Origin of the sequence: Propioniciclava sinopodophylli (assembly GCF_004324755.1) — a bacterium.
In the GTDB taxonomy this organism is placed as follows: Bacteria; Actinomycetota; Actinomycetes; order Propionibacteriales; family Propionibacteriaceae; genus Propioniciclava; species Propioniciclava sinopodophylli.
This window is the reverse complement of sequence record NZ_SDMQ01000008.1, coordinates 86,020-99,141: the sequence shown is the minus strand read 5'-3', so window position 1 is coordinate 99,141 and position 13,122 is coordinate 86,020. Positions and strand designations below refer to the sequence as shown.

Sequence of the window (13,122 nt, the reverse complement as noted above, 5' to 3'; positions counted from 1 at the left end):
GGGGCCCCGCCCAGGTGCGGAGCGCCGTACGGGAGGGACGCATCACCCGAGTGAGACGGGGATCCTTCATCGAGGCGCCGGCGCCCAGACCCGGTGCGGCGCACATCGCCCGGGTCCGTGCCGCGGCGCACGCGCTGGGCGAAGGAACCGTCGTGAGCCACATCTCGGCTGCCGTGCTCCTGGGTCTCCCGGTGCCTCAGTCCCTGCTCTCGTCGGTCTGGGTCACCCGGCCACACTCCAACGGTGAGCGGACGCCGACGCTTCGCGCCTTCCGTGCCCCCGTGCCCGACGACGAGCGCACGGTGGTGCAGGGCGTCCCGGTCACATCGCTGGCCCGCACCGTGGTCGATCTGGCGCGGACCGTCCCGTTCGAGTGGGGTGTCGCCGCGGCGGACGCCACGCTCCGTCAGGGGGTGCAACGCGTCGCGCTCGAACAGGCGCTGGACAGAGCCAGGAGGCGTCCGGGCATGCGCCGGGCGCGCCGGGTGGTCGCGTTCGCCGATGGACGAGCCGGCTCGCCGGGTGAGTCCCTGAGCCGAGCCCACTTTCTCCTCCAGGGCGTCCCCGCGCCCGTGTTGCAGCGCGTGGTGCGCACGGCGTCCGGCATCGTCGTCGGCCTGGGTGACTTCGGCTGGGAGGACGAGCGGGTGATCGGTGAGTTCGACGGTGCTCTCAAGTACGACGGGGGGCTCGGGCGCCCCGAGGACGTGATCATGGCGGAGAAGCGGCGCGAGCAGGCGTTCCGCGACGAAGGCTGGTGGCTCGTGCGCTGGGGCTGGAGCGAACTCCTCCGACCCGCCGAACTGGCGGAACGGGTGCGGCGGGCCCTCGACCACGGCCGCCGACAGACATCGTGACTGGCTCCGCCCCACTACGCTGGCCCAGCGCCACTCCACCGGCAGTGCAACACCGGCAAAGTGGTGTTGCCACCGCGAAGTGTCGGGAAACCAGCCCCCACGAGGGGCGCGACCCGGTGGGCCGACCCGGGACGCCGAACGGCGCCGCCCCTCAGGAGCGACGCCGTTCGTGGTGAGCCGTGGCTCGGGATCATGCCTCGGCGGGAGCCTCGGCGTCCTCGGCCTTCTTCTCGCCCTCAACGACCGGGACCAGCGACAGCTTGCCCTTGTCGTCGATCTCGGAGATCTCGACCTGGACCTTCTGGCCGACCGACAGGACGTCCTCGACGTTCTCGACGCGGTTGCCGTTGTTCAGCGTGCGCAGCTTGCTGATGTGCAACAGGCCGTCCTTGCCGGGCAGCAGCGACACGAACGCGCCGAACGCCATCAGCTTGACGACGGTACCGAGGTACCGCTCGCCCTTCTCCGGCATGGTCGGGTTGGCGATCGCGTTGATCAGCGAGCGGGCGGCCTCGGCGGACTCGCCGTTGGTCGCGCCGATGAAGATCGTGCCGTCGTCCTCGATGGAGATGTTGGCGCCAGTGTCATCCTGGATCTGGTTGATCATCTTGCCCTTGGGGCCGATGACCTCGCCGATCTTGTCGACCGGGATCTTCACCGTGATGATGCGCGGCGCATACAGGCTCATCTCGTCGGGAGTGTCGATGGCCTCGCTCATGACGTCGAGCAGCGTGTGGCGCGCCTCGCGGGCCTGCTGCAGCGCCGAGGCGAGCACCTCCGACGGGATGCCGTCGAGCTTGGTGTCGAGCTGGAGCGCGGTGATGAAGTCACGCGTGCCGGCGACCTTGAAGTCCATGTCGCCCAGCGCGTCCTCGGCGCCCAGGATGTCGGTGAGCGCGACGTAGCGCATCTCGCCGTCGATCTCCTCGGACATGAGGCCCATGGCGATGCCGGCCACGGGGGCCTTCAGCGGCACGCCGGCGTTCATCAGCGACAGCGAGCTGGCGCAGACCGAACCCATGGACGTCGAGCCGTTCGAGCCGAGTGCCTCCGACACCTGACGGATCGCGTAGGGGAACTCCTCGCGGCCCGGCAGCACCGGCACCAGCGCGCGCTCGGCGAGCGCCCCGTGGCCGATCTCGCGGCGCTTGGGGGAACCAACGCGACCGGTCTCACCGGTGGAGTACGGCGGGAAGTTGTAGTTGTGCATGTAGCGCTTGGTCGTCTCGGGCGAGAGCGTGTCCAGCTTCTGCTCCATGTCGAGCATGTTCAGCGTGGAGACGCCCAGGATCTGGGTCTCGCCGCGCATGAACAGCGCCGAGCCGTGGACGCGCGGGATCACGCCGACCTCGGCCGACAGGGTGCGGATGTCGCGGGTGCCGCGGCCGTCGATGCGGACGCCCTCGGTGAGGGTCTTGCGGCGGACGACCTTCTTGGTCAGGGCACGGTACGCGCCGGTGACCTCCTTCTCGCGGCCCTCGAAGCGGGGGCCCACCTCCTCGCGGACGGCGGCGAGCAGATCCTCGGTGGAGGTCTCGCGCTCGTGCTTGCCAGCGATGCTCATGACGGCCTGCAGGCGCTCGGTGGCGACCTGGGCGACGGCCTCGAAGACGTCGTCCTCGTAGTCGCGGAAGACCGGGAAGGACTTCATCGCCTTGGGCAGCTGGTTGGCCAGCTCGGCCTGGGCCTCGCAGAGGGCCTTGATGAAGGGCTTGGCGGCCTCGAGACCGGACGCCACGACCTCCTCGGTCGGAGCCTTCTTGCCGGCGCGGACCTGGTCGACGGTGGTCTCGGTGCCACCGGCCTCGACCATCATGATCGCGACGTCGCCGTCGGGCAGGACGCGGCCGGCGACGGCCATGTCGAAGACCGAGGCCTCCATCTGCTCCACGGTCGGGAAGCCGACCCACTGGTCGCCGATGAGGGAGACGCGGACGCCACCGACCGGGCCGGCGAACGGCAGGCCGGCGAGCGTGGTGGACGCCGACGCGGCGTTGATCGCGAGCACGTCGTAGCGGACGTTCGGGTTCAGCGCCATGACCGTGACGACGACCTGGACCTCGTTGCGCAGGCCCTTGACGAAGCAGGGGCGCAGCGGGCGGTCGATCAGGCGGCACGCGAGGATGGCGGCCTCGGACGGGCGGCCCTCGCGGCGGAAGAACGAGCCGGGGATGCGGCCCGCGGCGTACATGCGCTCTTCGACGTCGACCGTCAGCGGGAAGAAGTCGATCGCGTCACGCGGGTTGTTCTGGGCGGTGGTGGCGCTCAGCAGCATCGTGTCCTCGTCGAGGTACACGGCGGCGGAGCCGTTCGCCTGCTGCGCGAGCAGGCCGGATTCGAAGCGCACGACGTGCTTGCCGTACGAACCGTTGTCGATGACCGCTTCCGTGAAGCGGACCTCGGGACCCTCCATGGCCATGGAGTATTTCCTTTCAAGCGTGCAACACCTGAGCTCCGGCCACTCATTCGTAGGGTTTCGGTCTTCGATCGAGGCCCACGGGACGCTTGTCGCCCCGGAGGCCACTACCGAGGACCGAATAGCGCGGGCCAGGTGCAGCGGTGGACATGTGTTCAGTTGTGGTGTTCAGGCTAGCGCCTGGACATGCGCATCAGGGAGCGGCCGCGCAGGCCACTCCCTGATGTGGGGACGTGTACGTCAACGGCGCAGGCCGAGACGCGCGATCAGCGCACGGTAGTGCTCGACGTCGTTCTTGGCGACGTAGTTGAGCAGGCGCCGGCGCTGGCCGACCAGCAGCATGAGGCCACGACGGCTGTGGTGGTCACCCTTGTGCTGCTTCAGGTGCTCGGTCAGGTGCGAGATTCGCTTGGACAGCAGGGCGATCTGGACATCGGGAGAGCCCGTGTCGCCCGGCGTCGTCGCGTACTCCTCGATGATGGCCTTCTTCGTTGCGGCATCCATGTGCTGCTCCCCTCGTCCGTTGCGCGGTGCCGTTCCCGGTCGGGTGGCTCTCTTGATCCGCGGGCGCTCTGACGCCGGTGGACCACTCTACCGGACGCCGCACCGCACCTCCCAATCGCCCACGTCGGATGCCCTTTCAACCTGTCGAAGTCGAAACTCTCGATGCCGTGAGGCCGTGCACACCACGACACGTCGTAGTAGCCTGAGCGGGCCAAGCGCAAAGGAGTGCCATGAGCGTTGTGATCGGGATCCCGGCGAGTGCGGAGCACGAGACCCGCTCCCCCATCGTCGGTGACGTCGTCAAGAAGCTGGCCGGGTTGGGTGCCCGCGTGCTCGTGCAGCGAGGGGCGACCGACACCGCGTTCGCCACCCCCGAATCCCTCGGCGACGTCGAGTGGGCCGACTCCACCGCGGACGTCATCGCCGGCAGCGACATCGTCTGGACCATCGGCAACCTGTCGGACGCCGACGCCGCGGCCCTGCGCCCCGGCCAGGTGCTGATGGGCCTGCTGACGCCGTACGCCAGCGCCGAGCACGCGAACGCCCTGGCCGCGACGGGCGCGACCACCTTCGCGCTGGAGCTGCTGCCGCGCATCTCGCGCGCCCAGTCGATGGACATCCTCAGCTCGCAGGGTTCGGCGTCCGGCTACCAGTGCGTGCTGATCGCCGCGGCCCGCGCGCCCAAGTTCTTCCCGATGCTGACGTATGCCGCGGGCACGATTCGGCCCAGCCGCGTGCTGGTCATCGGCGCCGGCGTGGCCGGCCTGCAGGCGATCGCCACCGCCAAGCGCCTGGGCGCCATGGTGCAGGGCTACGACGTCCGCCCCGAGACCCGCGAGCAGGTCGAGAGCCTGGGCGCCAAGTTCGTCGACACCGGCGTCCACGCGGCCGGCGAGGGCGGCTACGCCCGCGAGCTGACCGCCGAGGAGGTCGACCAGCAGCGCGCCGCCCTGGCCAAGGCCGTGGCGGACGCCGACGTGCTGATCACGACCGCGGCCGTCCCCGGTAGGAAGGCGCCGGTCATCGTGACCCGCGCGATGGTCGAGGCCATGAAGCCCGGGTCCGTGGTGGTCGACATGGCCGCCGAAGGCGGCGGCAACGTCGAGGGGACCGCGGCTGGCAAGGAGGTCAAGGTCGGCGGCGCCCGCGTCGTGGGCCCGGTGAACCTGCCCGGCAGGATGCCCGTCCACACCTCGGAGATGTTCGCCAAGAACCTGCTCAGCTTCACCACGCCGATGATCGCCGACGGCAGGCTCTCCATCGACTGGGGCGACGAGGTCATCGCGGGCACCGCGCTGACCCACGACGGCCGGGTCGTCCACGCGGGCGTCGCCAAGGTGCTCGGCCTGCCCCAGCCCACCCCGCTGCCCACCGAAGCCACAGCGTCGAAGGAGCCGACCGCATGATCGACCTGCTCTACCTCTACATCTTCATCCTCGCCGCCTTCGTCGGCTACGAGGTTATCTCGCGGGTGCCAGTGATCCTGCACACGCCTTTGATGTCCGGCTCCAACTTCGTGCACGGCGTCGTCCTGGTCGGCTCGATGTGGGCGCTGGCCCACGCCGAGACGCCCATCCAGCTGGTGCTGGGCTTCCTCGCGGTGTTGCTCGGCGCGGCGAACGCCGCGGGCGGCTACATCGTGACCGAGCGGATGCTCGGCATGTTCACCACCAAGGACAAGAAGGCGGTCGAGGCATGACCTGGGTGCTCAACGGCGTCTACCTGGTCGCCGCCGTCCTGTTCATCCTCGGCCTGAAGGCGATGAGCTCGCCCAAGACCGCGGCCGCGGGCATCAAGTGGGCCGGCGTGGGCATGGTGCTCGCGACCCTGGCGACCTTCTTCATCCCCGGCGAGAGCGGCGGGCTGGCCTACTTCGCGCCGGACAAGACGATCAACCTGGTCCTGGCCGTGGTCGCCATCGTCGTCGGCGGCGGTGTGGCGGCCTGGCTCGGCAAGGTCGTCAAGATGACCGACATGCCGCAGATGGTCGCCATCTACAACGGCATGGGCGGCGGCGCTGCGGCCCTGATCGCCGCGGTCGAGTTCACCCGCCCGGTGCCCCCGACCGGCCTGCACGCCGTGCTGGCCATGCTGGGCGCGTTCATCGGCTCGGTCGCCTTCTCCGGCTCGGTGCTGGCGTGGGCGAAGCTGCAGGGCGTCATGGGCAAGGCGGTCCGCTGGCCGGTGCAGAACCTGGGCAACGTGATCCACACGCTGGTCACCCTCGGCCTCGGCATCGCGATCGTGGTGGTGGGCCCACACCCGATCCTCGTGGTGGCCTTCTTCCTCATGGCCCTGATCCTGGGCCTGGCCCTGACCTCCCCCATCGGCGGCGCCGACATGCCGGTGGTCATCTCCCTGCTCAACGCGTTCACCGGCCTGGCCGTCGGCCTGGAGGGCTACGTGCTGGGCAACCCGGCCCTGATCATCGCCGGCATCGTGGTCGGCGCTGCCGGCACGCTGCTGACCCTGCTCATGGCCAAGGCCATGAACCGGCCGCTCACCAATGTGCTGTTCACACCCATCTCCGGCGAGGCCCAGTCCGTCGACGGCCCCGGCGGCACCATGAAGGAGGCCTCCGCCATGGACGCCGCCGCCATGATGCGCTACGCCGAGAGCGTCATCATCGTGCCCGGCTACGGCATGGCGGTGGCCGGCGCCCAGCACAAGGTCTACGAGATGACCAAGCTGCTCGAGGCCGAGGGTGTCGACGTGAAGTTCGCCATCCACCCGGTCGCGGGTCGCATGCCCGGCCACATGAACGTGCTCCTGGCCGAGGCCGGCGTCCCCTACGACCAGATCTTCGACCTGGACGAGATCAACTCCGACTTCCCGCTGTGCGACGTGGCCCTGGTCATCGGCGCGAACGACGTGGTCAACCCCGTCGCCCGCACCGACAAATCCAGCCCCATCTACGGCATGCCGATCCTGGACGCCGACAAGGCGCGCCAGTGCATCGTCATCAAGCGTGGACGCGGTGCGGGCTACTCGGGCATCGAGAACGCGCTGTTCTTCGCCGACAACACCTCGATGCTGTACGGCTCGGCCCAGCAGGCGGTCGCCGAGGTCGTCACGCACATCAAGGAGCTCAGCTGAGCCCCAAGGGGGCGGTGCGTGGGCCCACGCGGGCATCGTCGGCCGACGATGCCCGCCGGGTAAGACGGACTTGCGTTTCGCCGAGCATCCGCAACACTGGGGCAGTGCGTGGGGATGCGCACATGAGGAGGAGTGAGGACATGGCCGGGGCTGGCAGGGCATCGATCGAGACGCGACTCGCGACGGCGGAGGACCTTCCGGCCCTCGAGGCCAACGAGACCGCCAAGACGAAGGGTCTCTCGGCCTCGTACCTGGAGGAGCAGGCCAAGGGCGGCTACTACGTCGTCGTCGGCCTCATCGACGGCGAGATCGCCGGCCGCGTGATCCTCGACACCCGCGACGACGACGGCACGCCGCTCGTCCCCGAGATGAAGCTCCTGTGGGTCTACCCGCAGGGTCGCCGCAAGGGCCTCGGCGCCGCGCTCACCCAACATCTGGAGGAGCTGGCCCGCGAGCTCGGCTACGACGAGGTCTTCCTCGGCGTCACTCCCGACAACCCGGCCGCCATCCCCCTCTACGTCGGCCTGGGCTACGCCCCGACGGGCGAGCACCGCTCGGCCATCAACCTGTCCGTCATCGACGGCGAGGGCGAGGGCACCAACGACCCGATCGAGGCGATCTTCCGCAAGTCGCTGACGGTCCGCTGACCGCCGACGTCGAGGGCCCCACCCGTGCGGGTGGGGCCCTCGACGCATGTCTGGCTGCACGACGGCGTCCAGCTCGGCCCCGCCCGCGCGCGCCGAAGAGGAAGGGGGCCCGGCTCAACGGGCGGCGCTATCCCGCGGTGCGGGCTTCAGCAAGGGCCTGACGCGTGGCCTCGACGTCGGCGTCCATCTGGGCGACCAGCGCCTCGATGCCGTCAAAGCGGACCTGCCCGCGGATGCGCGAGCAGAAGTCGACCGCGATCGGGGCGTCGTAGAGCTCCAGGTCGTCGCGGTCGAGCACGAAGCTCTCCACACGGCGGTCGTGGCCGTCGAAGGTCGGGTTCGAGCCCACCGAGATGGCGGCCGGCCACGCGGGCGTCCGCTCGCCGGCGGGCAGGGGGTTGCCGTGGGCGTCGCGGCCGTCCATGCGGGTGACCCAGCCGGCGTAGACACCGTCGGCGGGACAGGCGTACTCGTTGGGCACCGGCAGGTTCGCGGTCGGGAAGCCCAGCTCGCGGCCGCGCTTGTCCCCATGGCGGACGATGCCGCGGAAGCGGAACGGGCGACCCAGCAGCTCGGCGGCGTGCACCACGTCGCCCGACTCGAGGGCGGCCCGGACGCCGGAGCTGCAGGTCTCCTCGTCGCCGACGTGCACGAGCGGCAGCCCGGTCACCGCGAAACGGCCCTCCCCGAGCGAGGTCAGCGCTGCGACGTCACCGGCCGCCCTGTGGCCGAAGCGGAAGTTCTCCCCCACCACGACGCGGCGGGGCGCCAGCGGGAGGATGTGGGACTCGACGAACTCGGCCGGGGTCTGCTGCGACAGCTCGCGGGTGAAGTCGATCACCCGCACCTCGTCGGCGCCGGCAGCGCGCAGCAGGGCGACGCGGTCCTCGAGGTTGGTGAGCAGCTTGGGGCCCCCGTCGGGGCGGACGACCGAGGCCGGGTGCGGCCAGAAGGTGAGGACGACCAGGGGCACGCCCGGCTCGGCCCGCTTGGCCGCGGCGAGCACCTGCTGGTGCCCGGGGTGCACGCCGTCGAAGTTGCCGATGACCACCACGGACCCTGTCAACGCCTGCTCCCTCCGGTTTCGCTGCCCGCTCACCCTACAACGCCACACGCTCAGGCCAGCACCGCGACGGGCTCGCTGCCGGACGCCGCGGGCCGGTAGAGCGCCAGCAGCCGCCCGTCGTGGACGAGCGCGGTGGGGTCGGCGGGCACCGCGAGCGAGAGGGCGCGGCCGTAGCCGATGTCGCGGGCGGCGCCGGCGTCCACCTCGACGGTGGCGAAGGCGAGCGGGGCGATGGCGCCCAGCGGGTAGGGGCGCACGTCGAACAGCTCGCCGCGCTCCAACTGGGGCAGGTCGGCGTCCCACGTTGCGTGGTCGAGCCCGAACGGCCCCACGCGGGTGCGGCGCAGGGCGGTCAGGTGCCCGCCCACGCCGAGGGCGGCGCCCAGGTCGCGCGCCAGGGCCCGGATGTAGGTGCCCGAGCTGCAATCGACCACGACGTCCACGTCGACGACGCCCAGCCCGTCGACGTCGGCCCGGCGCACGTCGGCGACGTCGAAGCGGGAGACTGTGACCTCCCGAGCCGCCAGCGCGACGTCCTCACCCCTGCGGGCCAGCGCGTAGGCGCGTTGGCCGTTGACCTTGATCGCGGACACGGTGCTGGGCACCTGCGAGATGGTGCCCGTCAGGGCTTCCACCCCGGCACGCAGGCGCGACCCCACGGCGGCCAGGGTCGCGCCCGCCGCGTCCGTCACCTCACCGTCGGCGTCGTCGGTGTTGGTCGCCTGACCGAGCCGGATCGTGGCCTCGTAAGTCTTGGTGGTGAGCAGCAGGTGGCCGAGCAGCCGGGTGCCCTTCTCGACGCCGAGGACGAGCACCCCGGTGGCCATCGGGTCGAGCGTGCCGGCGTGGCCCACCTTCTTGGTGCCCAGCGCCCGGCGCGCCCGCGCGACGACCCGGTGGCTCGTGATGCCCGAGGGCTTGTCGACGACCAGGAGGGACGGCTCGGCCACCGGCTCAGGCCTCGTCGCCCTCGCCCAAGGCGTCCGCGTCGTCCGCTTCGTCCTCGTGGGGCTTCTTGTAGGGGTCGGCCTCGCCGGCGTAGGTGGCCCCGGCGGAGCGGGCGGCCAGGTCGGCGTCGGAGGCGCGCGCCTTGGCGAGCAGGGCCTCCATCTCGGCGGCGGTCTCCTGCACGGCGTCCAGCACGAACGCGATCGTCGGGGTGAACTTCATGCCCAGGTTCTTGCCGACCGTGGAGCGGATCATGCCCGTGGCCGAGTTGAGGGCCGCGGCGGTGCCCACGCGCTCCTCCTCGCCACCCAGGACGGTGTAGAACACGGTGGCCTCGCGGCCGTCACCGGTGAGTCGCACGTCGGTCACCGTGACGAAGTCGCCCAGGCGCGGATCCTTGATGCGGCGTTCGATGAGCTCCGCCACGATCACCTTGATCTGCTCGGCGACCTTGATGTACCTCGGGTTGCCCATGGTCGGGTTTCCTCTCTCTCGAACGGAATCTGCAGTCTAGTGGGGCGCCGGAGACAGGCACGCAACGCGATCGCTCCCACCCTGATGCGTGGGCTGCATCAGGATGGGAGCGATCCGATCAGGTCAGGTCAGGTCGCCGAGCTCAGTCGCGCGGCTTTTCCAGCATCTCGTAGGTCTCGACGATGTCGCCGTTCCTGATGTCGTTGTAGTTGTGGAGCGTGAGACCACACTCGTAACCCTCGCGGACATCGGTGACGTCGTCCTTCTCGCGCCGCAGCGACGCGATCGAGGTCTCCGTGACGACCACGCCGTCGCGGAGCAGACGCGCCTTCGCATTGCGCTTGATGTGACCATCGAGCACCATGCAGCCGGCGATCGTGCCGAACTTCGAGCTGCGGAAGATCTCGCGGATCTCCGCCTGACCCATCGTCTTCTCCTCGAAGATCGGCTTGAGCAGACCCTTGAGGGCGGCCTCCACGTCGTCGATCGCCGCGTAGATGACCGAGTAGTAGCGGATGTCGACGCCCTCGGAGTCGGCCAGCTGCGTCGCCTTGCCCTGCGGGCGGACGTTGTAGCCGATGATGACGGCGTCGGACGCCGCGGCCAGCGAAACGTTCGTCTCGGTGATGGCACCGACACCGCGGTCGATGACGCGCAGCGACACCTCGTCGCCGACGTCGATCTGGGCCAGCGAGTCCTCCAGCGCCTCGACCGAACCGGCCGAGTCGCCCTTGAGGATGAGCTTGAGCTCTTGGGTCTCGCCCTTCTCGATCTGCTCGAACAGCTGGTCGAGGGTCTTGCGGCGCGTCGTCTTGGCCAGGAAGGCCGCACGCTGGCGGGCCTCGCGCTTGTCGGCGATCTGGCGGGCCATCCGGTCGTCCTCGACGACCAGGAAGTTGTCGCCGGCCCCCGGCACGGAGGTCAGGCCGAGCACCTGCACCGGCATCGAGGGCGGGGCCTCGTCGACGGTCTCGCCGGTGTCGGTGATCATCGCGCGGACGCGGCCGTGGGCGGAGCCGGCGACGATCGAGTCTCCGGTCCTCAGCGTGCCGCGGTGCACCAGGACGGTGGCCACGGGGCCGCGGCCCTTGTCGAGGTGCGCCTCGATGGCCACACCCTGGGCGGGCATGTCCGGGTTGGCGCGCAGGTCGAGGGCGGCGTCCGCCGTCAGCACGATGGCCTCGAGCAGGTTGTCCAGGCCCTGGTGCGTGACCGCCGAGACGTCGACGAACATCGTGTCGCCGCCGTACTCCTCGGGGATCAGGCCGTACTCGGTCATCTCGCCGCGCACCTTGACGGGGTCGGCGGTCTCCTTGTCGACCTTGTTGACCGCGACCACGATCGGCACGTCGGCCGCCTTCGCGTGGTTCAGCGCCTCGATCGTCTGGGGCATCACGCCGTCGTCGGCCGCGACCACGAGGATGGCGATGTCGGTCGACTTGGCGCCACGGGCACGCATGGCGGTGAACGCCTCGTGGCCCGGGGTGTCGATGAAGGTGATGCGACGCTCGACGTCACCGATCTCGGTGGCGACCTGGTAGGCACCGATGGCCTGCGTGATGCCACCGGCCTCGCCGGCCACCACGTTGGCGTGGCGCAGCGCGTCCAGCAGCTTCGTCTTGCCGTGGTCGACGTGGCCCATGACGGTGACCACCGGCGGGCGCGACTCGAGGTCGTCCTCGTCGCCGAAGTCCTCGCCGAACTCGATGTCGAACGACTCGAGCAGTTCGCGGTCCTCGTCCTCGGGGGAGACGACCTCGATGGTGTAGTTCAACTCCGCGCCCAGCACCTGGAGGGTGTCGTCGGCCACCGACTGGGTGGCGTTGACCATCTCGCCCAGGTGGAACAGCACCTGCACCAGCGATGCCGGCTCGACGCCGATCTTCTCGGCCAGGTCGGTCAGCGACGCTCCGCGACGGAGGCGGACCTTCTGGCCCTCACCGCTGCGGATCCGCACGCCACCGATCGTCGGGGCCTCCATCTGGTCGAACTCTGCGCGACGCGCCTTCTTGCTCTTCCGTCCGCGCCGGGCCGGGCCACCGCCACGGCCGAACGCACCCTGGGTGCCACCACCGGCGCGACCGCCACGGCCGCGGCCACCGCCGCCACCGATCGGGCCCGTCGAGGGGCCGCCGCCCATGCCCGGACGACCGCCACCGGCACCGCCGGGGCGACCGCGGCCGGGGCCGCCGGGGCCGCCACCGGGGCGACCCGCGCGGGCACCCGCGGGGCTGAGCTGGTTGGAGACCTGCTTGGGCATCATAGCCGGGTTCGGGCGCGGCATGCCGGGCAGTCCGCCCGTGCCACCCGGACGCGGCATGCGCGGGGCACCCTCGCCACCGGGGCGGGGGCCGGGACGACCCGCCGCACCCGGCGCACCGGGACGCGGTGCGCCGCCGGGGCCCTCGGGACGCGGGCGACGGACGCCCATGCCCTGGCTGGGTGCGAAGGGGTTGTTGCCCGGGCGCGGGGCGCCGGACGGACGACCGGGACGGTTGCCGGGCAGGCCGCCCGAACCGCCCGGACGGGGGCCGGGGGCACCAGGCCGGGGAGCCGCGGCGCCGGGACGGGGGGCCGGAGCACCCGGACGCGGCGCGGGCGCGGGCGCGGGGGCCTGGGCGCTGGGGCGGGGCGCCGGGGCACCGGGACGGGCAGCGGGGGCTGCCGGACGCTGCTCCGGGGCCTGCGGTGCGGCGGACGCCGCGGGCGCGGCCGGCTGGGCCGGTGCCTGCGGGGCCGGAGCCGCCTCTGCGGGAACCGGGGCCGGGATCGCCTCGGCGGGAGCCGGGGCCGGCGACTGGGCGGCGGGGGCGGCTGGCTGCGGGGCGGCCGGACGCGGTGCGCCGGGGCGCGGGCCGGGGGCGCCGGGACGCGGCGAACCTGCGGCGGGGGCCGCGGGCTTCGTGGCAGGCGCCGCGGGAGCGGGCGCGCCGGGGGCGGGCTTGCCGGACTGGCCGCCCTTGAGCTTCTCGGTCAGCCGCCGGACAACCGGCGGCTCGATCGTGGATGATGCGGACCGGACGTACTCGCCCATGTCCTGGAGTGTCTTGAGGACATCCTTGCTTTCGAGTCCGAACTCTTTCGCGAGTTCGTAGACGCGGACCTTGGCCACTA

11 protein-coding genes are annotated in these 13,122 nt (G+C 71.1%); 5 read left to right on the top strand and 6 right to left on the bottom strand.

Features of this window, described 5'->3' with window-relative positions; all coding sequences use genetic code 11:
* The first annotated feature begins 152 nt into the window (after positions 1–152).
* Complete coding sequence (locus tag ET989_RS09175; protein ID WP_241656288.1) at positions 153–857, top strand: hypothetical protein; 705 nt, start codon at positions 153–155, stop codon at positions 855–857.
* 190 nt (positions 858–1,047) lie between these two features.
* Here ET989_RS09175 and ET989_RS09170 read toward each other — a convergent pair whose 3' ends face one another.
* Both ET989_RS09170 and rpsO read right to left on the bottom strand, forming a co-directional pair.
* On the bottom strand, positions 1,048–3,270 hold the full coding sequence (locus ET989_RS09170) for a polyribonucleotide nucleotidyltransferase (RefSeq protein WP_131168320.1): 2,223 nt from the start codon (positions 3,268–3,270) through the stop codon (positions 1,048–1,050).
* 243 nt (positions 3,271–3,513) lie between these two features.
* On the bottom strand, positions 3,514–3,777 hold the full coding sequence (gene rpsO / locus ET989_RS09165; RefSeq protein ID WP_131168237.1) for a 30S ribosomal protein S15: 264 nt from the start codon (positions 3,775–3,777) through the stop codon (positions 3,514–3,516).
* A gap of 230 nt (positions 3,778–4,007) precedes the next feature.
* Between rpsO and ET989_RS09160 the strand changes: the two genes are divergently transcribed.
* The 4 genes from ET989_RS09160 to ET989_RS09145 all read left to right on the top strand — a co-directional run bounded on the left by ET989_RS09160 (position 4,008) and on the right by ET989_RS09145 (position 7,520).
* On the top strand, positions 4,008–5,183 hold the full coding sequence (locus ET989_RS09160; RefSeq protein ID WP_131168236.1) for an NAD(P) transhydrogenase subunit alpha: 1,176 nt from the start codon (positions 4,008–4,010) through the stop codon (positions 5,181–5,183).
* Complete coding sequence (locus ET989_RS09155; protein WP_131168235.1) at positions 5,180–5,476, top strand: NAD(P) transhydrogenase subunit alpha part 2; 297 nt, start codon at positions 5,180–5,182, stop codon at positions 5,474–5,476. Before ET989_RS09160 ends, ET989_RS09155 begins: the two co-directional genes overlap by 4 nt.
* Positions 5,473–6,873, top strand: a complete 1,401-nt coding sequence (locus ET989_RS09150) for an NAD(P)(+) transhydrogenase (Re/Si-specific) subunit beta (protein WP_131168234.1) — start codon at positions 5,473–5,475, stop codon at positions 6,871–6,873. The genes ET989_RS09155 and ET989_RS09150 overlap by 4 nt, the downstream gene beginning before the upstream one ends.
* Before the next feature lie 122 nt (positions 6,874–6,995).
* The gene (locus ET989_RS09145; protein ID WP_131168233.1) at positions 6,996–7,520 is read left to right on the top strand and encodes a GNAT family N-acetyltransferase; all 525 of its coding nucleotides are present in this window, start codon (positions 6,996–6,998) and stop codon (positions 7,518–7,520) included.
* A gap of 127 nt (positions 7,521–7,647) precedes the next feature.
* Here the strand turns inward: ET989_RS09145 and ET989_RS09140 are convergent, their stop codons facing one another.
* The 4 genes from ET989_RS09140 to infB form a co-directional block, all read right to left on the bottom strand.
* On the bottom strand, positions 7,648–8,640 hold the full coding sequence (locus ET989_RS09140) for a bifunctional riboflavin kinase/FAD synthetase (protein WP_421958220.1): 993 nt from the start codon (positions 8,638–8,640) through the stop codon (positions 7,648–7,650).
* Positions 8,637–9,536, bottom strand: coding sequence for a tRNA pseudouridine(55) synthase TruB (gene truB / locus ET989_RS09135; protein WP_131168231.1), 900 nt, complete (start codon positions 9,534–9,536; stop codon positions 8,637–8,639). The genes ET989_RS09140 and truB overlap by 4 nt, the downstream gene beginning before the upstream one ends.
* A gap of 4 nt (positions 9,537–9,540) precedes the next feature.
* Positions 9,541–10,008: a 30S ribosome-binding factor RbfA gene (gene rbfA, locus ET989_RS09130; RefSeq protein ID WP_131168230.1), complete on the bottom strand. Its 468-nt coding sequence runs from the start codon at positions 10,006–10,008 to the stop codon at positions 9,541–9,543.
* A 142-nt stretch (positions 10,009–10,150) separates the two neighbouring features.
* Entirely contained in the window at positions 10,151–13,120 is a 2,970-nt protein-coding gene (gene infB, locus ET989_RS09125; protein WP_131168229.1) for a translation initiation factor IF-2, read from the bottom strand.
* Positions 13,121–13,122: the final 2 nt, after the last annotated feature.